20 protein-coding genes and 2 pseudogenes are annotated in these 22,520 nt (G+C 62.7%); 13 read left to right on the top strand and 9 right to left on the bottom strand.

The genetic code is table 11. The annotated features are described in order from the left end of the window. Window positions 1-3: 3 nt before the first annotated feature. The 3 genes from K3F44_RS04595 to K3F44_RS04605 are packed head-to-tail and all read right to left on the bottom strand — an operon-like array spanning window position 4 to window position 4,146. Complete coding sequence (locus tag K3F44_RS04595) at window positions 4-1,593, bottom strand: aldehyde dehydrogenase (NADP(+)) (RefSeq protein ID WP_220633422.1); 1,590 nt, start codon at window positions 1,591-1,593, stop codon at window positions 4-6. 20 nt (window positions 1,594-1,613) lie between these two features. Next, a complete protein-coding gene (locus K3F44_RS04600; RefSeq protein WP_101318603.1) occupies window positions 1,614-2,957 on the bottom strand; it encodes an MFS transporter in 1,344 nt (447 codons plus the stop codon). Between the two features lie 46 nt (window positions 2,958-3,003). After that, a complete protein-coding gene (locus K3F44_RS04605) occupies window positions 3,004-4,146 on the bottom strand; it encodes an iron-containing alcohol dehydrogenase (RefSeq protein ID WP_150572975.1) in 1,143 nt (380 codons plus the stop codon). Window positions 4,147-4,302: 156 nt separating this feature from the next. On the opposite strand from K3F44_RS04605, the gene K3F44_RS04610 reads away from it, so the two are divergent. Then, entirely contained in the window at window positions 4,303-5,244 is a 942-nt protein-coding gene (locus K3F44_RS04610) for a LysR family transcriptional regulator (protein WP_101318606.1), read from the top strand. Here the strand turns inward: K3F44_RS04610 and K3F44_RS04615 are convergent. Next, on the bottom strand, window positions 5,241-6,053 hold the full coding sequence (locus tag K3F44_RS04615) for a helix-turn-helix domain-containing protein (RefSeq protein WP_220633423.1): 813 nt from the start codon (window positions 6,051-6,053) through the stop codon (window positions 5,241-5,243). The two genes, K3F44_RS04610 and K3F44_RS04615, sit on opposite strands and share 4 nt — an antisense overlap. Before the next feature lie 109 nt (window positions 6,054-6,162). Here K3F44_RS04615 and K3F44_RS04620 point away from each other — a divergent pair, with 109 nt between their 5' ends. Together K3F44_RS04620 and K3F44_RS24735 are read left to right on the top strand one after the other, a co-directional pair. Continuing rightward, window positions 6,163-6,477, top strand: coding sequence for a DUF2834 domain-containing protein (locus tag K3F44_RS04620; protein ID WP_220633424.1), 315 nt, complete (start codon window positions 6,163-6,165; stop codon window positions 6,475-6,477). After that, window positions 6,474-6,699 (top strand): annotated as a pseudogene (locus K3F44_RS24735) (hypothetical protein). Before K3F44_RS04620 ends, K3F44_RS24735 begins: the two are co-directional and overlap by 4 nt. Before the next feature lie 22 nt (window positions 6,700-6,721). On the opposite strand, the gene K3F44_RS04625 reads toward K3F44_RS24735, so the two are convergent. Next, window positions 6,722-8,029: an MFS transporter gene (locus K3F44_RS04625; RefSeq protein ID WP_220633425.1), complete on the bottom strand. Its 1,308-nt coding sequence runs from the start codon at window positions 8,027-8,029 to the stop codon at window positions 6,722-6,724. A gap of 150 nt (window positions 8,030-8,179) precedes the next feature. On the opposite strand from K3F44_RS04625, the gene K3F44_RS04630 reads away from it, so the two are divergent. After that, window positions 8,180-8,659 (top strand): isochorismatase family protein, encoded by a 480-nt coding sequence (locus K3F44_RS04630; RefSeq protein WP_371918899.1) that lies wholly within the window; start codon window positions 8,180-8,182, stop codon window positions 8,657-8,659. 21 nt (window positions 8,660-8,680) lie between these two features. Here K3F44_RS04630 and K3F44_RS04635 read toward each other — a convergent pair whose 3' ends face one another. Then, window positions 8,681-9,505 carry an NAD(P)-dependent oxidoreductase gene (locus K3F44_RS04635; protein WP_220633426.1) on the bottom strand — a complete coding sequence of 275 codons (825 nt, stop codon included), beginning with the start codon at window positions 9,503-9,505 and terminating at the stop codon, window positions 8,681-8,683. Window positions 9,506-9,588: 83 nt separating this feature from the next. Then, window positions 9,589-10,314, bottom strand: a complete 726-nt coding sequence (locus K3F44_RS04640) for an oligogalacturonate-specific porin KdgM family protein (protein WP_101318618.1) — start codon at window positions 10,312-10,314, stop codon at window positions 9,589-9,591. A 352-nt stretch (window positions 10,315-10,666) separates the two neighbouring features. Here K3F44_RS04640 and K3F44_RS04645 point away from each other — a divergent pair, with 352 nt between their 5' ends. The 8 genes from K3F44_RS04645 to K3F44_RS04680 all read left to right on the top strand — a co-directional run bounded on the left by K3F44_RS04645 (window position 10,667) and on the right by K3F44_RS04680 (window position 20,845). Next, complete coding sequence (locus tag K3F44_RS04645; protein WP_101318620.1) at window positions 10,667-11,821, top strand: mandelate racemase family protein; 1,155 nt, start codon at window positions 10,667-10,669, stop codon at window positions 11,819-11,821. A 69-nt stretch (window positions 11,822-11,890) separates the two neighbouring features. Further along, window positions 11,891-13,501 (top strand): ABC transporter substrate-binding protein, encoded by a 1,611-nt coding sequence (locus K3F44_RS04650; RefSeq protein ID WP_150569528.1) that lies wholly within the window; start codon window positions 11,891-11,893, stop codon window positions 13,499-13,501. A gap of 65 nt (window positions 13,502-13,566) precedes the next feature. Further along, window positions 13,567-14,604 (top strand): ABC transporter permease, encoded by a 1,038-nt coding sequence (locus K3F44_RS04655; RefSeq protein ID WP_101318624.1) that lies wholly within the window; start codon window positions 13,567-13,569, stop codon window positions 14,602-14,604. A gap of 45 nt (window positions 14,605-14,649) precedes the next feature. Next, the gene (locus K3F44_RS04660) at window positions 14,650-16,260 is read left to right on the top strand and encodes an ABC transporter substrate-binding protein (protein WP_181108387.1); all 1,611 of its coding nucleotides are present in this window, start codon (window positions 14,650-14,652) and stop codon (window positions 16,258-16,260) included. Between the two features lie 61 nt (window positions 16,261-16,321). After that, a complete protein-coding gene (locus tag K3F44_RS04665; protein ID WP_178080826.1) occupies window positions 16,322-17,239 on the top strand; it encodes an ABC transporter permease in 918 nt (305 codons plus the stop codon). An 11-nt stretch (window positions 17,240-17,250) separates the two neighbouring features. Beyond that, a complete protein-coding gene (locus K3F44_RS04670) occupies window positions 17,251-18,090 on the top strand; it encodes an ABC transporter ATP-binding protein (protein ID WP_101318628.1) in 840 nt (279 codons plus the stop codon). A gap of 11 nt (window positions 18,091-18,101) precedes the next feature. Beyond that, window positions 18,102-18,878: an ABC transporter ATP-binding protein gene (locus K3F44_RS04675; RefSeq protein WP_101318630.1), complete on the top strand. Its 777-nt coding sequence runs from the start codon at window positions 18,102-18,104 to the stop codon at window positions 18,876-18,878. A 146-nt stretch (window positions 18,879-19,024) separates the two neighbouring features. Further along, window positions 19,025-20,845 (top strand): glycosyl hydrolase family 28 protein, encoded by a 1,821-nt coding sequence (locus tag K3F44_RS04680; RefSeq protein ID WP_220633427.1) that lies wholly within the window; start codon window positions 19,025-19,027, stop codon window positions 20,843-20,845. Between the two features lie 12 nt (window positions 20,846-20,857). Here the strand turns inward: K3F44_RS04680 and K3F44_RS04685 are convergent, their stop codons facing one another. After that, complete coding sequence (locus tag K3F44_RS04685; protein ID WP_101318634.1) at window positions 20,858-21,601, bottom strand: FadR/GntR family transcriptional regulator; 744 nt, start codon at window positions 21,599-21,601, stop codon at window positions 20,858-20,860. A 98-nt stretch (window positions 21,602-21,699) separates the two neighbouring features. On the opposite strand from K3F44_RS04685, the gene K3F44_RS04690 reads away from it, so the two are divergent. Continuing rightward, window positions 21,700-22,407 (top strand): FadR/GntR family transcriptional regulator, encoded by a 708-nt coding sequence (locus K3F44_RS04690; protein ID WP_220633428.1) that lies wholly within the window; start codon window positions 21,700-21,702, stop codon window positions 22,405-22,407. 13 nt (window positions 22,408-22,420) lie between these two features. Here K3F44_RS04690 and K3F44_RS24740 read toward each other — a convergent pair. Then, window positions 22,421-22,507: pseudogene (locus K3F44_RS24740) on the bottom strand (glutathione S-transferase); the annotation flags it as partial. Between the last annotated feature and the right edge of the window lie 13 nt (window positions 22,508-22,520).

Raw genomic sequence — 22,520 nt, forward strand, 5'->3', positions numbered from 1 at the left:
CATTCAGCCAAGCGGCGCTGTGGTTACCCCGTCAAGCTGGCGCCAGATCTGCAGTGGGTTGTCTTGCTTGAGCGCGTCAGGCAGCAAGGCATCCGGCAGGTTCTGATAGCACACCGGTCGCAGGAAGCGCTCGATGGCGGTCGAGCCGACCGACGTGCTGCTGCTGTCGGAGGTGGCCGGGAAGGGGCCGCCATGGACCATCGCATCGCAGACTTCGACGCCGGTAGGGAAGCCGTTGACCAGCAGCCGGCCGGCTTTCTTCTCCAGCGTCTGAACCAGGCTGCGCGCAACCTCCAGGTCCTGCTCCGTCAAATGCAGGGTTGCCGTCAGCTGACCTTCAAGCGACCTGGCGAAGGCCAGCATCTGGTCCACGCTCTGGCAACCGATGACGATTGCCGCAGGGCCGAACACTTCTTCCAGCAGCTGCGGGTTGGCCGCGACATTGGCGAAGGTCGTGCGGTACAGATGACCCTGCGCTTGCGTCGCGCCAGAAGGCGGCTGGCCAGCGGCGACCAGTGCTGTGTCGGGCTGCGCAGCGATCCGTTGCAGGCCGGTCAGGTATGCCTGGTGAATGCCCGTTGTGAGCATCGTCTGGCTGGCCTTGTCAGCCAGGCAGGCACCGGCACGGGCAACGAACGCTTCCAGCTCAGGCCCTGCAACGGCCAGCAGGATGCCTGGGTTGGTGCAGAACTGGCCGGCGCCCAGTGCCAGCGCGTCGGCAAAGCCTGCGGCGATTGTCTCGGCTCGTGCTGCCAGTGCGCCTGGCAGCAGGAACACCGGGTTGACGCTGCTCATCTCGGCGTACACCGGGATCGGCTCGGCACGCGCTGCGGCTGCCCGTAGCAAGGCCAGGCCACCGCTGCGCGAGCCGGTGAAGCCAACGGCCTTGACGGCCGGGTGGGCGACCAGTTGTTGGCCAACGTCATTGCCGTCACCCACCACCAGCGAGAAAGTGCCTTCGGGCAGTTCCAGTTGCTGCACAGCCTGTTGGATCACGCGCCCGACCAGCTCACTGGTGCCCAGGTGTGCTCGGTGCGCCTTGACGATCACCGGGCAGCCTGCGGCCAGTGCCGAGGCCGTGTCGCCGCCCGCGACCGAGAACGCCAGCGGGAAATTGCTGGCGCCGAACACCACCACAGGCCCCAGCGCCACCTTGCACATACGCAGATCCGGGCGCGGCAGTGGCACTCGGTCAGGCAGGGCAGAGTCGAAGGTCGCCTGCTGCCAGCGGCCTTGGCGCAGCACCGAGGCAAACAGCCGCAGTTGGCCCACGGTACGCCCGCGCTCACCTTCCAGGCGGGCCAGAGGCAGCCCGGTTTCGCTGTGGGCGCGCTCGAGCAGCGTTGCGCCCAGGCCGACGATACCGTCGGCAATCGCTTCGAGAAACTGCGCGCGCCGTTCCGGGCTGGTCGAACGCAAGCTGTCAAACGCCTGGTCGGCAAGCTCGCACGCCTGTTTGACCAAGTTGGCGCTGGCGCAGTTGAACACAGGGGCGGGGATGGCCTCTTCAGTCGCGGGGTTGATCGCCAGCAGTTCACGGCCTTGGCCACGAATCAGTTGATGCCCGATTATTTGTTCGCCGGTAAGTGGCATTGCTCTACTCCGTAAACCAGTTACTTGTCAGAAGAAATCGGCTGCTTCAACAGCAACAGGTAAGCCATGGCGGCAACCGCTGCGACGACGGCGCTGATGAGGAATGCCGAGGCGAACGAGCCCGATTGCTGAATGCTGAAGCCGGTGACGATCGGTGCCACCGATCCTGCCAGGTAGCCGCCGAAGTTCTGAATGGAACCGAATGACGCGACCTGGCGGCTGTCGACGATGGTGTTGGCGATCATCCAGGCGGTGGAGCTGGCCATGTTGATGCTGAACAAGGCGCAGCAGAGCAGGGCCAGGCTGAGCACAATGCCGCTGCCAAAGGCCAGGGGCACGGTGAACGCCGCTGCTGCCAGCAACGCGCTGATCACCACCCGTTTGCGACTGCCCAGCACCGTGCCGCCTTTTTTCACCAGGCGGTCGCAGAGCCGGCCGGCGACGATGGTGCCCAAGGCGCCGAACACGTAAGCCAGTGACACCACCCAGGCGGTCTGATACAGGCCCAGACCGTGCTCACGCTCGAAGTAGCCGGGCAGCCAGGTCAGGTGCAGCCAAAGCATGTAGATCACGCCCATGAAGCCCAGCACTGCGCCCCAGGTGCTCTTGTGGCGGAACAGTTCAGCCCAGGCGCTGAGCTGGGATTTCAAACTTGGCTTTGGCGCCACGTTGGCCTGTTGCTGAGTCTGCGACGCCAGCAGGCGCTCGCGTTCTTCGGCAGGCAATTCGGCCAGGTAACGCTCCTTGCTCTTGTAGAAGGCGAACCAGCACAGCGCGATGACGATGCCGAACACGCCGGTAGCGATGAACATCCCGCGCCAGCCCCAGTTGATCATCAGCAGGGTCAGCAGCGGCGGGGCGATGCACGGGCCGATGCAGGTCGAGGACAGCACGATGCCGGTGGGCGTCCCGCGTTTTTCTGCCTCGAACCATTCCGCCAGGGCCTTGGCCGCCGAGGGGAACATCGGCGCTTCGCCGATGCCCAGCGCGATGCGCAGGCCGATGAATGCCGAGAAGCTGTTGATCAGGCCCGAGGCAGTCTGCGCCACCGACCAGCCCAACAAGGCGGCGCCGAGCGAGAGTTTGCTGCCCAGGCGATCGATGATCACCCCCAGCGGCAGTTGCGAGAAGGCATAAGCCAGGGAAAACGCCGACAGCAGAATGCCCATCTGCGAAGGCGTGATGGCCATGTCGCGCTGGATCGAGGTGTTGGCAATCGATAGAGCGCTGCGGTCGACATAGTTGATGATGCCGATCACCAGCAGCAGGCTGACAGTGATGAACTGGTATTTCTTGAACGGGTTTCGGCTGGCTACCGTATCCGCAGTGCGGTCAAGCTCGGCTTGCGCATATTTACTGGTCATGGCTGTTCACTTTTATTGTTATTGGGGATTAGCTGTTGGCTTGGGCTTACATGGACGCCTCGAGCATCCAGCGGTAGTCCTCGGCACTGGCTTCACGGGGATTGGTGCGGTGGCTATGGTCGGCCAGGGCACCCTGGATGATGCCTGGGAACATCGCTTCGCTGACGCCCAGTTCACGCAGGCCTGTCGGCAAGCCCAGGGCACGGGTCATGTCACGCAGGGCCGTTTCGATCTGGCTGTCGTCAGCCAGGCCCATGGCCTGGGCAATGCGCAGCGTCTTCTGTTCAGCGGTCATCGTCGCCGCCTGACGATTGAAGGCAATCACCGCCGGCAAGAAGATCGCGTTGAGCGTGCCGTGGTGCAGGCGCGGATTGATGCCGCCCAGCGCGTGGCTCAGGCTATGCACACAGCCCAGGCCTTTCTGGAATGCCAGGGCGCCCTGCAGTGACGCGCTCATCATGTTGGTCCGCGCTTCGAGGTTGTGCGGGTCGGCGGTGGCAGCGGTGATGAAGCGCCAGGCGCGCCATAGCCCGTCCAGGGCAATGCCGTCGGCCGGCGGGTTGAACGCAGGCGCCATGAACGTCTCAAGGCAGTGCGCAATAGCGTCCATGCCGGTGGCAGCGGTCATTGCGGCGGGCAAACCTACGGTCAGCGCAGGGTCGCAGATGGCTGACTTAGGGACTACATGCGGTGAGATCACGCCGACTTTGCGACCGTCATCGAGGATCAGGATGGCGCCGCGACCGACTTCGCTGCCCGTGCCAGCAGTGGTCGGTACCGCAATCACTGGCGCAGTGGCGGCGGTGATGTGGGCAAGGCCGCCTTCGATCACGGCAAAGCGCTTCAGTGGGCCCTCATGGCGGGCGCAGACGGCCACGCCTTTGGCCAGGTCGATGGCCGAGCCGCCACCAATGGCGATGATGCCGTCGCAGTTGCATTCGCGGAACATGGCGACTGCTTCGCGGACTGCGCTCTCGTTTGGGTTGGGTGGCGTGGCGTCGTAGATCGGCAAGGCCATGTCAGCGCCTTCGAAGGCGTCAAGCGCGCGGTCGACCAGCCCGGCGGCGCGTACGCCGCGGTCGGTCACGATCAAAGGTCGGGTTATACCAATGCGCTGGCATTCGACGGGCAGCAGCGTAATCGCGCCGACCTCGAACTGGATTTGAGTGATGTAGTTGATCAGGGACATGCGCTCTCCTGGAGCCTTTTGGCTTCTTTGTTTTTGGCCAATCTCAGGGCCTTGCTGGCGCACCGGGTGCGTCATCGTGCGGGGCCAGTATAGAAATCCCCTGCGGGCTGTGGTACTGAGAACAATCCATACAGCTATAACCAGGACTCATAGCCAATGACGCCATCGTTGAACTCGATCATGTCCCGGCTGCACGCCAGGCATTTGCGCCTGTTGATCGAGCTGGATGCGCACCGCTCGCTGCTCGGCGCGGCAGACAGCGTCGGGCTTACTCAACCCGGTGCGAGCAAGGCGTTGCAGGAGATCGAGACGACCTTTGGTACGCTGCTGTTCAGACGCACCAACCGTGGCCTGGAGCCGACCGCTGCCGGCCATTGTGCGATCAGATCCGCTCGGGTGATCCAGGCCGACCTGTCCAACCTGCGGCATGACCTCGATGCGATTTTGCGTGGAGTCGGCGGCAGGCTTGCGGTGGGTGCGATCATGGGCGCCGTGCCGCTGCTGATGAAGGCGGTATCAGAACTCACGGCGATCCAGCCGGAAATGTCCTTCGAGATCGTCGAGGGCACCAGCCAGTTTCTGCTCAGCCAGATTGAGAGTGGTCGCCTGGACATGGCTGTGTGCCGAACCTCTGTCAGCAGCTCACCGCATTTGTTCGCCAGTGAGTTCGTCCAGCACGAGACACTTGCAGTGATCGCCAGCGTCGATCATCCGCTCAAGGACGCCGCGACCTTGAGCCTGGAGCAGCTGGCCGAGAACCGCTGGATTGTCTACCGGGCGAACATGCCCATGCGCGTGCAACTGGAACGTGAATTCCACGATGCCGGCCTGCGCTTCCCGCTGCACCTGGTGGAAACCACGTCGATTCTGGCGACGTTGTCGCTGTTGCAGAACCAGCCTGAATTCGTCGCGCTGGTGTCTATCGATGTGGCCCAGCAGTGTCTGCAGCATCACCGCATCTGCATTCTGCCGCTGGCGATCCAGTCGGTGAGTGACCCGTATGAGTTGGTTACACGCCAGGCTAGTCAGGAAACGCCGGCCATGCAGCAGCTTCGCGGCTTGCTGCTCAGCGCTGCTGCTGGCGGCTCGACGCGTTAGCCAGCGAGCCAATGCTCATACGCCGCCGTCATCCGCTGCCGGGTCGGCGCATCTGCCGGAATCAGATGCTCGATCCGCATCGACTCCACGGTGATGTCCAGCGGCATGCCAAAGGTGGTGAAGGTTGACAGAAACCTCAGCTCACCCTGCGCTGTATTCACCCGCGTCAGCAACACCGGCATGGCTGCGGGCGCGTGCAGTTGAGCAGCGGGAGCCGGCAGCTCGCGTAGTAACTGCGCGAGCTCGGGACTAGCCACGGCCTCCCGCGACGCACGCTGCCAGGCGACCGCGCGAATCTCGTCGGCATTGGCCAGCCGATCACCCAACCCGCCGGGGCGCAGCAGTGTGTCGAGCAAATTCAGCCGCGCAGTCGCCTCGGGCGCGATGCCGGCCATGGCAAACAGCAAGCCGGCACTGGCATTGGCCGCGGTGACATCCCAGTTGCTGGCGATGACGATGGCCGGCGCCGGGTTGTTCGCGTGCAGAATATGTTCGATAGCTTCGTGGACCATCTTCAGCTCCGGCGCGTCCAGCGGCGATGTGGCGTAGCGCGGGGCGTAGCCGGCGGCGACGAACACCTGGTTGCACTGCTCCAGCGGTGCGGCCAGCGCCGAGAGCAGGGCATGCAGAGTGCTCGGGCTGGCTTTGGCACGGCCAGTTTCGACGCAGCTTAAGTGACGCTGCGAAACCCCGGCCAGCAGCGCCAGTTCGAGCTGGCTGAGGCGCGCCTGCTGACGCAACTGGCGGACCTGCTGACCGGCCGAGGCGCTCGGGGCCGGTTGCTGGCGATGGAAAATTGGCTGGTTCATACGTCGACTCTGACCGTCCTTGGTGCCTTGTGTCCATGACCTGTCAGGTCATTGAGAGGGCGCAACACTATCACTACTCTGCCGGCGAACCCTACCCAAGGAGTGGCTGATGACCCCGCGTTTGCTTGCCCTGACCTTGCTGGTGCCGTTTGCGGCGTATACCGGCTGGACCCTGCTGAATGCCGAGCAGTCGCTCGTCGCGTTTGGCCTGGAACTGATGGCGCGGCCTGATACAGCTCAGGTCGTCATCGACCTGTATCTGATGGCAGGGCTGGGCTGCTGCTGGATGGTCAGCGATAACTGTCGCCGTCGTGGAACATGGATTTCTCTGCTGCCTTACTTGCTGCTGACCGCGGTGTTCGTCTCGCTGGGGCCGCTGCTGTATTTGGCCATCCGAGGCGTTAGCAGTGAGCGTCCAGCATGAATGACGCCCTGCAGGTGTATGCGCTGTGTGTTGTGCTGCTGTTTCTCAAGATGCTTGCGATCTCTTGCTATCAGGGCCACCTGCGCTTAAGCGTGTTGGCGTTCCACAACACTGACCTATCTGGCCGGTGTGCAGCCGTGGCGAACGATCTGCTATGCGGTTGCGCTGATATGCCTGCTGGGCTTTTGCGCGGCCATTGCCACCCAACTGACGATGGGATGACGCCGCGCCGCTACGGCGGCTATCAACGGTTGACCAGCCTGGCCGGCAGAGCGATCACCAGCAGGCAACTGAGCAGCAGGCAGACGGCAAATGCCCACAGCGCGGCATGGGCGTTGCCGGTCAGGTCGGTCATCACTCCCATCAGCGAGTTGCTGACCAGCCCGGCAATGTTCGCCAGCGAGCAGGCGAGGGCGAAGGCAGTGGCCGCCGCAGTGCCCTTGAGAAAGGTCGCCGGCAGGCTGAAGAACACTGGCACTGCACCGATGATCGCTGCTGAAGCGATGGCAAACAGCAGTACCGTCATCAGCAGGTCATGGCTGAACAAGGTGCTGCTGGTCATGGCAATCGCGCCGACAATGAAGGGCACGATGATGTGCCAGCGGCGTTCGCGATAGCGGTCGGAACTGGCGCCGATCAGCAGCATGCCGATCAGCGCTGCCAGGCTCGGAATGGCCGTGAGCAGGCCAATGTGGAAGGTATCGCTGACCCCCGCGTCGCGGATGAAGGTCGGCATCCAGAACCCCATGGCATAGGCGCTGAGCAAAATCGAAAAGTCGATGCCGCCGAGCATCCACACCTTGAGGTTGAAGAAGCCATCGCGAAAACGCTGCTTGCTGCCTGTGTCTTCGGCATCGTCTGCCGCGAGGTCGGCAGCCAGTTGCGCCTTGTCGTCATCAGACAACCAGCGTGCCTGCTGGAAGCTGTTGGGCAGAATCCACAGGGTCGCAACGCCCAGCAGCACACTGGGGATCGCCTCCAGCAAGAACAGCCACTGCCAGCCGCGCAGGCCGTGCAACTGGTCGAAGCTGCTCATGATCCAGCCAGACAACGGCCCGCCGATCACGCTCGACAGCGGTAGGCCAATCATGAACAGGGCAATGATCCGCCCGCGCCGGTAGCTTGGGTACCACTGGGTCAGGTAGAACAGCACGCCCGGCAGAAAGCCCGCTTCGGCCGCGCCGAGCAGAAACCTCACCAGGTAGAACTGAGTGGTGGTGGTTACCAGCAGCGTGCAGGCCGACAGCAGGCCCCAGGTGATCATGATGCGGGCGATCCACAGCTTGGCGCCGACCCGTTGCAGGATCAGGTTGCTGGGTACCTCGAAGAGGATATAGCCGACGAAGAACAAGCCCGCGCCCAGGCCATACGCGGCGCTGCTGAACTGCAGGTCAGTCAGCATCTGCAACTTGGCGAAGCCGACGTTGATGCGGTCCAGGTAGGCCGCCAGGTAGCACAGGCACAGAAACGGGATAAGCCGCCAGGTAACCCTGCGATAGAGCGCGTGCGGGCCCTGCGCGACTGCGCCGTGGGCGGTTGTGGGGTGGTGCATTCGGGTCTCCTGACGCGCGGGCGAGCAGCGGATGCTGCAGCGCTTTGTCGTGCGCCGCAGCTAAAGAACAGAGGCAATCCCGGCGGGAAACACCCGGCATGCCGATCCGTCGATATAATGCCCGGCTTCTGCAGGTATTCGGAACAACCTATGCGTCAGGTTTTGCTTGTTGTCGATGTTCAGGCCACGTTCAGCCCGCCGGAATGGCTGGTTGATGGTGTGCGGGCGTTTTCTGCGCGCATCCCCACCATTGCCTCGGTCGAGTTGCATGACGAGCAGGTGACGCCCTTCGAGCGCCAGCTCGGCTGGCACCCTGCGGCGCAGGATGAGTGCCTGGTGGAGGTCGATCAGGTGTTTATCAAGCACGGCTACGGGCCCACTGCAGCGATGCTCGACTATCTCAAGCAGATGGACGTCGAGCGTGTGCTGGTGTGTGGTCTGCAAACTGAAACCTGCGTGCTCGCCGCAGGCTTTGCCCTGTTCGATGCCGGTCTGTCGCCGACGCTGGTCACCGACCTCACCATCGGCTCGTCGCTGGACCGTTCCGGCAAACTCGGTATCGAGCTGTGGCAGCACCACTTTCGCCAAGTCACCACGCGGGCCGAGGTACTTGCCGGGTTGCATGGCTGATCCGCTGCGACCTGAGCGGACTCAATCGAATGGTCCAGCGCTGGTAAAGGCGCCGCCTTGCAGCAGGGCACTGCGCTCGTCCGCCGCGGCTTGGGGCAGTTGCTCCAGCTTGCCCCTAAACTGCTCGGAGCTGTCCTGCGGCGCAAAGCCCAGGTGCGTGGCGTAGCGGTTGTTCCACCACAGGTCACGGTTGGCAGACACGCCATACACCACGGTGTGGCCGACGTCCTCTGCGAGCAGCGCGCGTTCGACCAGGTGGGCCAGGTCGGCGTAGCTCAGCCAGGTCGAGAGCATGCGCAGGTTACGCGGTTCCGGGAATGACGAGCCTATGCGCAAACTCACGGTCTGAATGCCGTAGCGGTGGAAATAAAACGTCGCCAGGTCTTCGCCGTAGGCTTTCGACAGCCCGTAGTAGCAGTCCGGTCGGCGCGGCGAATGAGCATCGAGCTGGACATCCTGCGGGTAAAACCCGGTGACGTGATTGGAGCTGGCGAACACCACCCGTTTGATACCGTGCAGGCGCGCCGCTTCATAGATATGAAAGGTGCCGCGAATGTTCGCGTCGAGAATATCTTCGAACCTGCGCTCTGTGGATATACCGCCCAGGTGGACGATGGCATCCACCTGATCGGCCAGCGCATGCACGCCGGCTTTGTCGGCCAGATTGCAGCTGACCACTTCTTCATGGTCGCCGGCAGCGGGCGCCATCTCACTGATATCGGATACTCGCACGACATTGGCGTGCGCCTGCAAGGCATCGCGCAGGATCTGCCCGAGGCCGCCGGCAGCGCCGGTCAGCAGCAGGCGGTTGAAGGGTTTGGTCGAGGTGGAGGAGGGTGCAGTCATGGCGGGTGCCTGTAGTTGGAGGTGCAGGTTCGGCGGTGCTCGGTAGCAGCGGGCAGGCCTTGTGGCCGCCCGCCAGCGAGGCCTTACATGAAGTTGTACTGGATGCCCAGGCGCCAGCGCGCCTGGCGGTCATCGGTGTAGGAATTGACCTTGATGTCGCCGATCTCCATGAATGGCGCCCACTGTTTGTTGAGCTTGTACTTGATGATCAGGTTCTGCTCGTAGTCGCTTTTCTTGTTGTCGTAGCGGATGTAATCGGTACTGAAGTGGATGTACTGGTACTCGAACGCCCACGGCCCTTTGGGGGTGTAGCCGAGCCAGCCTTCCAGGCGCGTGGTGTTCTGGTTGTCCTTGGCGCGGTGCTCTTTGCTGTGATCGATCTGATCACGGTCGAGGCTGCGCGCGTCGTGGCGTACGCGGCTGGCGACGTACCAGGTGTCGCTGATCTTGTAGCTGTACTTGAGGCCGAACTTGTAGGTGGTGGCGTCTTTCGAGCTGTCCATCTGGAAGGCCGGGGTCAGCGTCGATTTGGCACTGAGCTTGTGGTTGTAGTCGACGGTGAATTCATGGCCGTTGTTGACCATGTTGTCGTAGGCGACGTCTTCGCGGTCGCCGGCAGTCTTGTATTTGATCTCGGCGCCAAAACCCAGGCCACTGTCCATCCGGTAGTTCAGCTTGATCCGGTCGGAGTGAATGCTGTCGTCTTCGGTAAAGCCGTGCCGGTAGTTGATGCTGGCCGAATCTGCGTGGGCGTAGAGCGACAGGCCAAGCGTGCTGACAGCGATAAGCGTGCGGAGTGTGGTGTTCATGCGATCTTCTTTTTTTGTTTTTGTTGAGGTCGTTATGAGGTCGGGCAGTGAGGATGGGTGCGGGGTGGGGGATGCCCTCCGTGGCAAATATTTCAAATAAGTTATCGTACAACTTTAGGGTTGTCTATTTTTTATTGAAATGTTGTCTGATGACATAGATTAGGCCATCTATATCAAGGTTTGTGGGGTTTAGTGGCGGGATGGCAGGTCGCTGATGGCGTATAGAGAAGGGAGGTTTTGCGCGGTTTATAAAGTTTCAAAGGGGTGCTTTTCAATTGTTGTATGATGACGTAGGATCATCCCCAGAGCGTGACCTTTCCGCCACAATTCCAATAAGAAGGCTCAGACGTCCATGATCATCACTGCAGTAAACGTCCAGGTATTTTCCTACCCCACCCGACGCGCCGTAGACAGCGCCGGCCATGCCCATCCGGGCGATGTCACCCAGGCCAAAATGGCCTTGCTGCGGATCAAGACCGAATGCGGCAACGAGGGTTTTGCACTGGGTGCGCCCGAGCTGATTCGCCCGTATGTGCTGGATGGCTTCGTGCGCAAAGTGCTGGTCGGCGCCAACGCCTTCGACCGCGAAAAGATCTGGCACGACCTGGCACACTGGCAGCGCGGCAGTGCCAGCCAGTTGACCGACCGCGCGCTGGCGCTGGTTGAACAGGCGCTGTGGGACTGGGCCGGGCGCAAGCTGAACCTGCCGGTGCACAAGCTGATCGGTGGCTTTCGCGACAAGGTTCCGGCGTACGGTTCAACCATGTGTGGCGATGAGCTCGAAGGTGGGCTGTCGACCCCGGAAGAGTACGGCCGCTTCGCCGAAACCCTGGTCAAGCGTGGCTACAAGGCAATCAAGCTGCACACCTGGATGCCGCCGGTGTCGTTCGCGCCGAGCGTGAGCATGGATATCAAGGCCTGCGCGGCGGTGCGTGAGGCGGTTGGCCCGGACATCGCGTTGATGATCGATGGCTACCACTGGTACAGCCGGACCGAAGCGCTGACCGTTGGCCGCGCGCTGGAGAAGCTCGACTTCGCCTGGTTCGAAGAGCCAATGATGGAAGACTCGGCCGAGTCCTATGCCTGGCTGGCGGGGCAGCTGGACATCCCTATCCTTGGCCCGGAAAGCCTGGGCGGCAAGCACCTGAGCCGCGCCAGCTGGGTCAAGAACGATGTCTGTGACATTCTCCGCGCCGGGGTTGCCGGTGTCGGCGGGATCGCCCCGTGCCTGAAGGTTGCGCACATGGCCGAAGCGTTTGGCATGGACTGCGAGATCCACGGCAACGGCGCGGCCAACCTTGCGGTGGTCGGCGCCATCAAGAACTGCAGCTGGTACGAGCGCGGCCTGCTGCACCCGTTCCTCGAGTACGACGACGTCCCGGCCTACCTCAAGCGCCTGGTCGACCCGATGGACCAGGACGGCTTCGTGCACTTGTCCGACCTGCCGGGCTTGGGCGAGGAGATCGACTTCGACTACGTCGAGACCAATACCCTGCACAGCTTCTGATTCGTGCATGGCGGCACGCGCCATCGCGTGCCGCCCGAGAGTCCAATAACTATAAAAAGGCTATCTCACATGAACGTACTCCCCACATTCTGGGCAGGGGTGTTTGCCGCGTCGCTGGCACTCACCTCGGTCCCTGCAGCATTCGCCAAGACCCCGGCCGATCAGTTGATCGTCGGCATGAGCATGATCAACCTGCTCTCGCTCGACCCCGCTGCGGCGACCGGGCTGGATGTTTCCGAGGTCAATGCCAACCTGTACGACATGCTGCTGGTGCAGGATGTCAAACAACCCGACCAGCTGCTGCCGGCCCTGGCCGAAAGCTGGCAGGTCAGCGCAGACCGCAAGACCCTTACCTTCAACCTGCGCAAGGACGTCAAATTCCAGTCCGGCAACGCCCTCAGCGCCGAAGACGTAGCCTGGTCGCTGCAGCGCGTGCTCAAGCTCAACCTGGCCCTGGCGTCGACCTGGAAGGCCTATGGTTTCAATGCCGGCAACGCCGAGCAGTACCTGCGCGCCAGCGACGAGCATACCTTCGTCCTCGAACTGCCACGCCCGACCGACCCGATGCTGGTGCTCAACACCCTGGCCACTTCGCCCAGCGCCTTCATCCTCGACCGCAAAGTGGTCCAGCAGCACCAGAAAGGCAATGACATGGGCGGCGCCTGGCTGACCACTCATGCGGCCGGCAGCGGCCCGTTCATTCTCAATGACTGGCGCGCCAACGATGTGATCCTGATGACCCGCTTCGACGGTTACTGGGGTGGCCCGGCCAAGCTCAAGCGCATCGTCATGCGCAACATGACCGAATCGCAGTCGCTGCGCCTGATGGTCGAGCGCGGTGATCTGGATCTGGCCAAGGGCATGTCAGCACCGGATATCGAAGCACTGGAAAAGTCCGACAAGGTTCGCACCCAGACCGTCCAGCGCGGCACCCTTTACTACGTGGCACTGAGCGTCAAGAACAAACCCTATGACGATGCCCGTGTACGCAAGGCAGTGCGCTCGCTGATCGACTATCAGGGCATCAACCAGACGGTCATGCCGCACTACGGCCAGCTCAACCAGCGCCCGCTGCCGCTCGGCTTGCCGGCGCGGCTGGATGATCCGGGCTACACCTTGAACGTCGCCGAGGCGAAACAGCTGTTGGCTGACGCCGGTTACCCGAACGGCTTCAAGACCACCATTCGTGTCCTCACCGAGCCGCCGTTCATCAACATTGCCTCCAGCCTGCAAGCGACCCTGGCCCAGGCCGGCATCCAGGCAACCATCGTCACCGGCACCGGTAACCAGATCTACGGCGCCATGCGTGAGCGCAGCTTCGACATCCTGGTCGGGCGTGGCGGCGGCGGGGCCGAGCGCCATCCGCATTCAAGCCTACGCACCCTGGTGTACAACCCGGACAACCGCGACGAAGCCAAACTGAGCAATTTCCAGGGCTGGCGTACGTCGTTCTACAGCCCTGAGTTGAACAGCCTGATCGAGCAAGCCGAAGTCGAACCCGACAAAGCCCGGCAACAGGCCCAGTACCAGCAGATCCAGGCCACCCTCGACGAGCAGGTGGGGGCGATCCTGCCCGTGTCGCAAATGACCGACACCGTGGTGCTTTACCACGATGTTCAGGATTACCAGGGCCATACCGCGGCCACCACCCGTTACAAGGACGTCTACAAGTCGCGTTGAGTCGAGCCGGGGCGCACCGCCCCAGGCCGGCCGGTGATTGGTAAACGCTTTTTCAGGAGCCTGTTATGTTTGTTTCGACTGCCTCTGTGCTGGGCGCGCGCGCGTCCGGTACTGCCCGCCGGGCGAGTACGGTGCTGGTGACCCTGCTCGGTTTGCTGGCGCTGACCTTCTTCATTGGTCGGGTAATGCCGCTGGACCCGGTGCTGGCCGTGGTCGGTCCAGACGCCGACAGCTCCACCTATGACCAGGTCTATCGGGCGATGGGTCTGGATCAGCCGATCTGGACCCAGTTCGGCATGTACCTCAACGACCTCCTGCACGGTGATTTCGGCAACGCCCTGCTGACCGGTCACCCGGTGCTGGAAGACATCAAACGGGTGTTCCCGGCGACCATCGAACTGGCCACCCTGGCGATCCTGTTCGGCATCCTCATCGGCCTGCCACTGGGCGTTGTCGCTGCCAGCAATCAGGGGCGTATGGGCGATCACCTGGCGCGGGTAATCACTCTGTTCGGTTACTCCACGCCGATCTTCTGGGTCGGCATGATGGGCCTGCTGGTGTTCTACGCCTGGCTCGGCTGGGCTGGCGGAGCAGGGCGGATCGATCTTGCCTACGACGGCATGGTGCCGGACGTCACCGGCCTGCTGCTGATCGACACCGCCCTGGCCCGCGACTGGGAAGCCTTCACCAGCGCGCTGCGGCATATCGTCCTGCCGGCGCTGATCCTGGGCCTCAACTCGGTGGCCTACATCAGCCGCATGACTCGCAGCTTCATGCTCGAGCAGCTGTCTCAGGAGTACATCATCACCGCCCGGGTCAAGGGCCTGTCGCGCCGTCAGGTGGTCTGGGGCCATGCCTTTCGCAACATCCTCGTGCAGTTGCTGACCGTGGTCGCACTGGCCTACGGCTCATTGCTCGAAGGCGCGGTGCTGATCGAGACGGTGTTTGCCTGGCCGGGCTTCGGCCAGTACCTGACCAGCAGCCTGATGCTCGGCGACATGAATGCGGTGATGGGCTGTGTGCTGGTGATTGGCTTGATCTTCGTTGCCCTCAACCTGATCAGCGACGCGCTGTACAAGGTGTTCGATCCAAGGACCCGCTAAGCCTGCGCGGCAAGCGCGAACCCATAACTATAAAAAGGATGCCCCATGAATATTGTATTTCCGACCCTGCGCAACAGCCTGTTCGGCGCGATCCTGGCGCTGAGCCCGATGCTGGCAGCCCAGGCGAAAACCCCCGCCGACCAGTTGATCGTCGGCATGAGCATGGTCAACCTGTTCTCCATCGACCCGGCCAACGCGCCTGGCCTGGACGCTTCCGGGATCAACGCCAACCTCTACGACACCTTGGTCAAGCGCGACAACGGCAACCCCGAGCGGCACGTGCCGCAACTGGCTGAAAGCTGGACGGTGAGTGAAGACGGCAAGCAGATCACCTTCAAGCTGCGCAGCGACGTCAAGTTCCACTCCGGTAACCCGCTGACCGCTGAAGACGTGGCCTGGTCGCTGTATCGGGTGATGAAGCTCAACTTCGGCCTGGCCACCACCTGGAAGGCCTACGGCTACAACCTCGACAACATTCAGGCGTCTATCCGTGCCACCGACGCGCACACGCTGGTGATCGATCTGCCGCAGCCGACCGATCCTTTGCTGGTGATCGACTCGCTGGCGATTTCGCCTAGCGCGGTCGTCGTAGACCGCAAGCAGGCCCTGCAACACGAGAAAAACGGCGACCTCGGTGCTGCCTGGCTGGTCACCAACGAAGCTGGCAGCGGCCCGTTCACATTGAGCAAATGGAGCGCCAATGACAGCCTGGTGATGACCCGCTTCGACGGTTACTGGGCCGGGCCGGCGAAGATGAAGCGCGTGCTGGTGCGGCACATGACCGAATCGCAGTCGCTGCGCCTGATGCTCGAGCGCGGTGACCTCGACCTGGCCTACGGCATGGCTGCGCCGGATATCAAGGCAATCGAGCGCTCGGATGCGTTGCAGGTCCAGGCGCTGCAGCGCGGCACCATGTACTACGTGGCGATGAGCATGAAACAGCCCGAGTTCGCCAAACAGCAAGTGCGCGAAGCGGTGCGCAACCTGATCGACTATCAGGGCATCGACCAGCAGGTCATGCCGCACTACGGCACCCTCAACCAGCAACCGATGCAGCTGGGCCTGGCTGCCCGCCTGCCTGACCCTGGCTACACCATGAACGTCGCCAAGGCCAAGGCGCTGCTCGCCGAAGCGGGCTACCCGAACGGCTTCAATACGACCATTCGGACCTTGTCCGAGCCGCCGTTCATCGACATTGCCGCACGTATGCAGGCGACCCTGGCCGAGGGCGGGATCAAGGCCACCATCGTCACCGGCACCGGCAACCAGGTGTACGGCGCCATGCGCGCGCGCAACTTCGAGATGATCGTCGCACGCGGTGCCGAGCGTTACCCGCACCCGTACTTCAGCCTGCGCACCTTCGTCTACAACCCCGACAACAGTGACGCCGCCGGCCTGCCTAACTTCCAGGGCTGGCGCGCATCGTTCTTCAACCAGCAGCTCAACGAGCTGATCGATCGAGCCGGGGTCGAGCGCGACGCCGACCAGCGTCTCAAGCTCTACCACCAGGCGCAGACCCTGTACGACAAGCAGGTCGGGCCGATCATGATGATCTCGCAGATGACCGACACCGCGGTCAGCGCGGCCGACGTCAAGGGCTTCACCGGCGACGACGCCGAGGCGACCCGTTACCTGGGCGTCTACAAGCAACGCTGAACCCCGCCGGGACGCCTGCGAGTGTCCTGCCGGGCCATGATTGCACCGAGAGAGCATGCCGATGATAGCCAACATCTCTACCACTGAAACCGCTGCCAAACGGCAGGCCGACAACACCCCGGCGTCCAGCCTTGACGCCTTCTACAAAAGCAGCCTGCGCGTGCTGCGCCACCTGCTGCGCAACCCGATGACCCTGGCTGGTCTGCTGGTCGCGCTGCTGCTGGTCGTAGTGGCTGCGTTCGCACCGTGGATCGCCACCCACGACCCGGTCGTGCAAAACCTTGCCAATGCCTTGCAGGCACCGGGTGCGGCGCACTGGTTCGGCACTGACGAGTACGGCCGCGACATCTTCAGCCGGCTGGTCTATGGCGCCCGGATCACCCTCTACATCATTGCCCTGGTGACCATCATCGTCGGCCCGATCGGGTTGTTCATCGGCACCGTCTCCGGTTACTTCGGCGGCATCGTCGATACGGTGTTCATGCGCATCACCGACATCTTCATCTCGTTCCCCAGCCTGGTTCTGGCGCTGGCGTTCATTGCGGCCCTCGGCCCTGGCCTGGAGCATGCGGTGGTGGCGATCGCCCTGACGTCGTGGCCGCCAATCGCGCGTCTGGCGCGGGCTGAAACCCTGTCGCTGCGCAAGGCTGACTTTGTTGTTGCCGTCGAGCTGCAGGGCGCGTCATCGACGCGGATCATCCTCCGGCACATCGTGCCGATGTGCATGTCGTCGGTGATCATCCGCCTGACCATGAACATGGCCGGGATCATCCTCACCGCCGCAGCGCTGGGCTTTCTCGGCCTCGGCGCGCAGGCGCCGCTGCCGGAGTGGGGCGCGATGATTTCGACCGGGCGCCGCTACATGCTCGAGTGCTGGTGGCTGGTAGCCGTACCGGGCGCCGCGATCATGCTGGTGAGCCTGGCGTTCAACCTGTTGGGCGATGGCCTGCGGGACATTCTCGACCCGCGTAGCGAGTAACTGGAGGCTTTATGTCGACGCTCAAACTCAATGTCGATTCGCTCAATGTGCGCTTCGTCAATGGCAAGAAAGAAATGCACGCGGTGCGCGATGTGTCGTTCACCCTGGGCCGCGAGAAGCTGGCGATTGTTGGTGAGTCCGGCTCGGGCAAGTCCACGGTTGGCCGCAGCCTGCTCAAGCTGCACCCAGGCAGCACCCAGATCACCGCCAAGGCCCTGCAGTTCGGCGATGTCGACCTGCTCAGCGCCAGTGAAAAGGCCATGCAGAAGATCCGTGGTCAGCGCATTTCGATGATCATGCAAGACCCCAAATACTCGCTCAATCCGGTGGTCAAGGTCGGCGAGCAGATCGCCGAAGCCTACCTGGCGCACCACAAGGCCAGCCGCAGCGAGGCCCGTGAGCGGGTCATGCTGATGCTCGAAAAAGTCCATATCCGTGACCCCAAGCGCGTCTACAACCTGTACCCGCACGAAGTCAGCGGAGGCATGGGCCAGCGCATCATGATCGCCATGATGGTGATCACCAACCCGGAAGTGATCATCGCCGACGAGCCGACCTCGGCGCTGGACGTCTCGGTACGCCAACAGGTGCTCAGCGTGCTTGAAGAGCTGGTGGTCGAGCAGCAGATGGGCCTGATTTTCGTCAGCCACGACCTCAACCTGGTGCGCAACTACTGCGATCGGGTGCTGGTGATGTACGCCGGGCGGGTGGTCGAGTCACTTGCCGCGTGTGACCTGCAGTACGCCGAACACCCTTATACCCGTGGCCTGCTGGCAGCCTTGCCGAGCATGGACAACCGTCGCCCGCGCTTGCCGGTCCTGCAACGCGACCCGCTCTGGCTCACCTGCTGAGGTAACTGCCCATGTCCATGATCCAAGCACACGCATTGAACCTCAGCTTTGGCGTCGGCGCTGCCGTCAACCAGGTGCTGCATGACGTCAACCTGACCGTCGAGGACGGCCAGTCGTTCGGCCTGGTCGGCGAGTCCGGCTCCGGCAAGACCACCGTGCTGCGCTGCCTGGCCGGGCAGTATCGGCACTGGAGCGGGGCGCTGAGCATTGCCGGTGTGCCCTTGCAGCAGAAGATCCCCAAGGATCACTTTCGCAAGGTCCAGATGGTGTTCCAGGATCCGTACGGTTCGCTGCACCCGCGCCACACCATCGATACCGCGCTGCGCGAACCGCTGACCATTCATGGCATCGGCGAGCGTGATGATCGCATCAACGACATCCTGCTCAAGGTCGGCCTCAACGACAGCTTTCGCTATCGCTACCCGCATCAGTTATCGGGTGGCCAGCGCCAGCGCGTGGCGATTGCCCGCGCGCTGATTCTGCAGCCGCGGGTACTGTTGCTGGATGAGCCGACCTCGGCGCTGGACGTCTCGGTACAGGCCGAGATTCTCAACTTGCTGGCCGACCTGCGCCAGCGCGAGAAACTCACCTACCTGATGGTCACCCACGACCTCGGTGTGGTCAGCCACCTGTGCGACAAGGTCGCGGTGATGCAACAAGGGCGCATCGTCGAGCGCCTCGACAGCCAGGCCCTGAGCCAGGACCTCGCCAGCCATGAGTACACCCGCATGCTGGTGCAGGCCAGCCGCGATTTCAGTGCTGAGTCAGCTCGCCCTGCAGTTGCCTGAAATCTCTGGGGCCGCCTTGCGGCCCTTCGCGGGTGAACCCGCTCCCACAAGGACTGCGGTGAACCCTGTAGGAGCGGGTTCACCCGCGAAGGGCTGCGAAGCAGCCCCAAAAATCTTGAATACGAAAAAACAAGGAAGATAAAAACATGCCGTACGTACGCATTGCCGTTGTCCGCAAACAGCACTTGGCGCAAGCGGTCCTCGCCGCACTGAGCCTGGGCTGCAGCCTGCCGCTATGGGCGCTGGAAGCGCCGAGCAAGGTCCAGGTGCCGACTCTGGCCTACGACGACCAGCAGATCATTCTGGTCTGGGAAAAACCCGCCGGTCATGCCGACATCAGCGACTACCACGTCTACGCCAATGGTCAGTTGCTCGGCAGCAGCAACGCCAACAACGACCAGGTGTCGCCCGCCAAGCCCTACATCGACCGCTTCTACCAGCAGGACACGCGCAACTTCCACCACCGCATCGCCATCCACAGCTTTACCGCCAACGGTCTCAAACCCGATACCGAATACCGCTTCAGCGTGCGATCAGTGGGGCGCGACGGCAAGGAGTCAGGCGACAGCCCGGTGGTTGTGCAACGTACCACCGCCGTGCCGGCGTTGTTCGATGTGAAGAAACACGGTGCCAAAGGCGATGGCAGCAGCCTTGATACCGCCGCTATCCAGCGCGCCATCGATGCTTGCACGGTCGGCTGCAAGGTGCTGCTGCCCAAGGGCACCTACAAGAGCGGCGCCCTGTACCTGAAGAGCAACATGACCCTGGAGATCGCCGAAGGCGCGACCTTGCTCGGCTCCGAGCGCGCCGAAGACTACCCGCGTGAGGGTTACATCCAGTACCCGTATTCGACCACGGTGCGCCCGGCCTCGTTGATCAATGCCTTGCCACGTGATCCGCGCCAGCACCAGGCCTTTGAAAACATCCGTATCGTCGGCAAGGGCACCATCGACGGCAACGGCTGGAAGCGCAAGGCCGACGCCATCGATGAGCGCGGCCAGCCGTTACGGGTGTATCTGGCCAGCGACAATACCCGCTATATGCTCGACGGGCTGCTGGCCAAGGCTCAGGTCGAGCGCGCCGTGGCCGAAGGCATGAACGTCAAGGACGCCTACGGCCAGATGCGCTCGTCGCTGATCACCCTGCGTGATGTGAAAAACGTCTTTTATGGCGGCTTCACCGTGCTCAACCCGGCTTACCACGGCATCATGAACCTGGAAACCGAGAACGTGGTGCTGGCCAACACCACGCACAAGACCTACGACGCCAACAACGGCGACGGCATCGAGTTCGCCAACAGCCGTGGGGCGATGGTGTTCAACAACTTCTTCGATACCGGCGATGACTGCGTCAACTTCGCGGCCGGCACGGGTGCCGAAGCAGTCAAGCAGAAGGCCCAGCAGGATGCCTGGATCTTCAACAACTTCTTCCGCCAGGGCCATGGCATGGTCGTCGCCGGCAGTCACACCGGCGCCTGGATCGAGAACATCCTCGCCGAGGACAATGTCTCCGATGGCACCGACGCCGGGCTGCGCATGAAGAGCACCAACTTCATGGGCGGCGGCGCGCGCAATGTCACCTTCCGCGATTCGGCGATACGCAACACGGTCAAGCAGGCGTTCATTTTCACCCTTGATTACCACGACCCAAACGCCAAACTCGACTACCAGCGCTCGACCATCGCCGGGCAGTTCCGGGATGTGCGGGTCAGTGATGTCAGTGTCGAAAACGCGCAACTGGCGGCAATCGAGGTCAAGGGCGACAGCCAGCATGGTGCCTATCACCAGAGCTTGAGCTTCGAACGGGTCCGCTTCAGTGGTCCCGCGCTGGCCAGAATCGATGGTTTGAAGGACTCACGTTTTGACACCATCCGCTTTAGTGAAACCGGCGGCACCAACCCGTGGCAGGTCAAAGACAGCGACGGGCTGGCGTTTCAGGATGTCGAGCCCGCGCCGGCGCAGCCCTGAGCCGATATCTGCTTACTCGCTGTAGAACGCCTGAACCTGCTGCGCCTCGCGCAGGCGCATGCGGCTGTTGCTCAGGTGCAGGAACATCGCCGCGCGCGCGGCATCCACCTGGCGGCTGGCAATCGCGTCGAAGATCTGCTGATGTTCGGCGTTGATCCCGGCCAGGTAGGTGCTGCGGTTGCTCTGCCCGGTGTAAGCGGAGTTCATCCGGGTGCGCGGGATCATCTTGGTGCCCAGGTGTTTCATGATGTCGATCAGGTAATGGTTGCCTGCCGCCTTGGCGATTTTCAGGTGGAACTGAAAATCGGCATTGGTGGTGCTGCCTGACTTCTCCGGCCCCTGCAGCAACGCCTGCAACGCCTGCTGCAACTCCTCCAGCGCTTGCGCCGACGCGCGCTCGGCAGCCATGCCGGCGGCTTGCACTTCAAGGCTCAGGCGGAACTCGAGCAGATCGAGCACATCGGTCAACAGGACGATGGTGGCGGGCCCGACGTTGAAACCTTCGGGCGCCGGCATGTCGAGGACAAAAGTGCCGACACCGTGCTGGGTATCGACCAGACCGGCCGCCTGCATCCGCGACAAGGCTTCGCGCACCACCGAACGGCTGACGCCTTCGCTGGCCATGATGGAGGCTTCGGTGGGCAATTTGTCGCCACGTTTGAGGGTGCCGTCGCGCATGCGCTGAGCGAAGCGTTCGACCAGCGACTCGGCTAGGCGGCGTGGCTTTTGCGGGGCGGTTGAAGTTTGATCCGGCATTGTTCTGCTCGTGTGTGAACAATCGCCATTATAAAGGGTTTCCACGGCAAAGCAGCGGGTATAATGCTGCCATCGTCTGATTTCAATGGATCCAAGCAATGGCCCCTGCTGCCCCTGACCGACGCGTGAGCCTGGCCCAGCAACTGGTAATTGACCTTTCCCGGCAGATCCTCGCCGGCGAGCTGCCGCCGGGTAGCAAACTGCCCACCGAACAGGCGTTCACCGAACAGCGCAAAGTCAGCCGCACGGTGGTCCGCGAAGCGATGTCGCGGTTGCAGGCCGAGGGCCTGGTAGAAACTCGCCGTGGCATCGGCACTTTTGTCGTCGACAGTATGCGACCTGCCCAGTTTCACGAAAGCAAGCCACAGCAGGGCAGTGCTTACGATGTCGTAGCGATCATCGAACTGCGTTTGAGCCTTGAAGTGGAGGCTGCTGCGATCGCCGCCCAGTGCGCGAGTCCTCGTCAGTTGGCGACGATTCGCGCCGCCCTGGACGAAGCCAATGACCTGCAGCAGCTAGGTGCGCAGAGCACCCGTATCGACTTTGAATTCGACTTGCAGATCGCCCTGTGCACCGGCAACAGCTTCTTCATCGATGCCATGAACCATGTCGGCAGCACCTTGATGAGTGCTGCGCCGCCAGCGCGGGCGGTAGAGAGCGAGTTGCGCACGCTGCAAGTGCGCGAACGTGAGCAGATCTACGCTGCGATTGCCCGCAAGGACGCCGACGTAGCGCGTGCAGCCATGCGCCTGCACCTGACCAACCTGCTGCACCACGCGCGGGCTGCGGTACCATCCGCGCAGTGAGTGCAGGGCAGGATCACGGCGTGCCGTTACGCCCATGCGAGCGAAAACCTTCCCGCGTGCTCAACCGCTCGTAGTAAGCGTTGACCGCCGGCAGCCCAGGCTTGGCGTCAATT

The sequence above is a fragment of the Pseudomonas sp. S07E 245 genome (assembly GCF_019599025.1).
GTDB lineage: Bacteria > Pseudomonadota > Gammaproteobacteria > Pseudomonadales > Pseudomonadaceae > Aquipseudomonas > Aquipseudomonas shirazensis.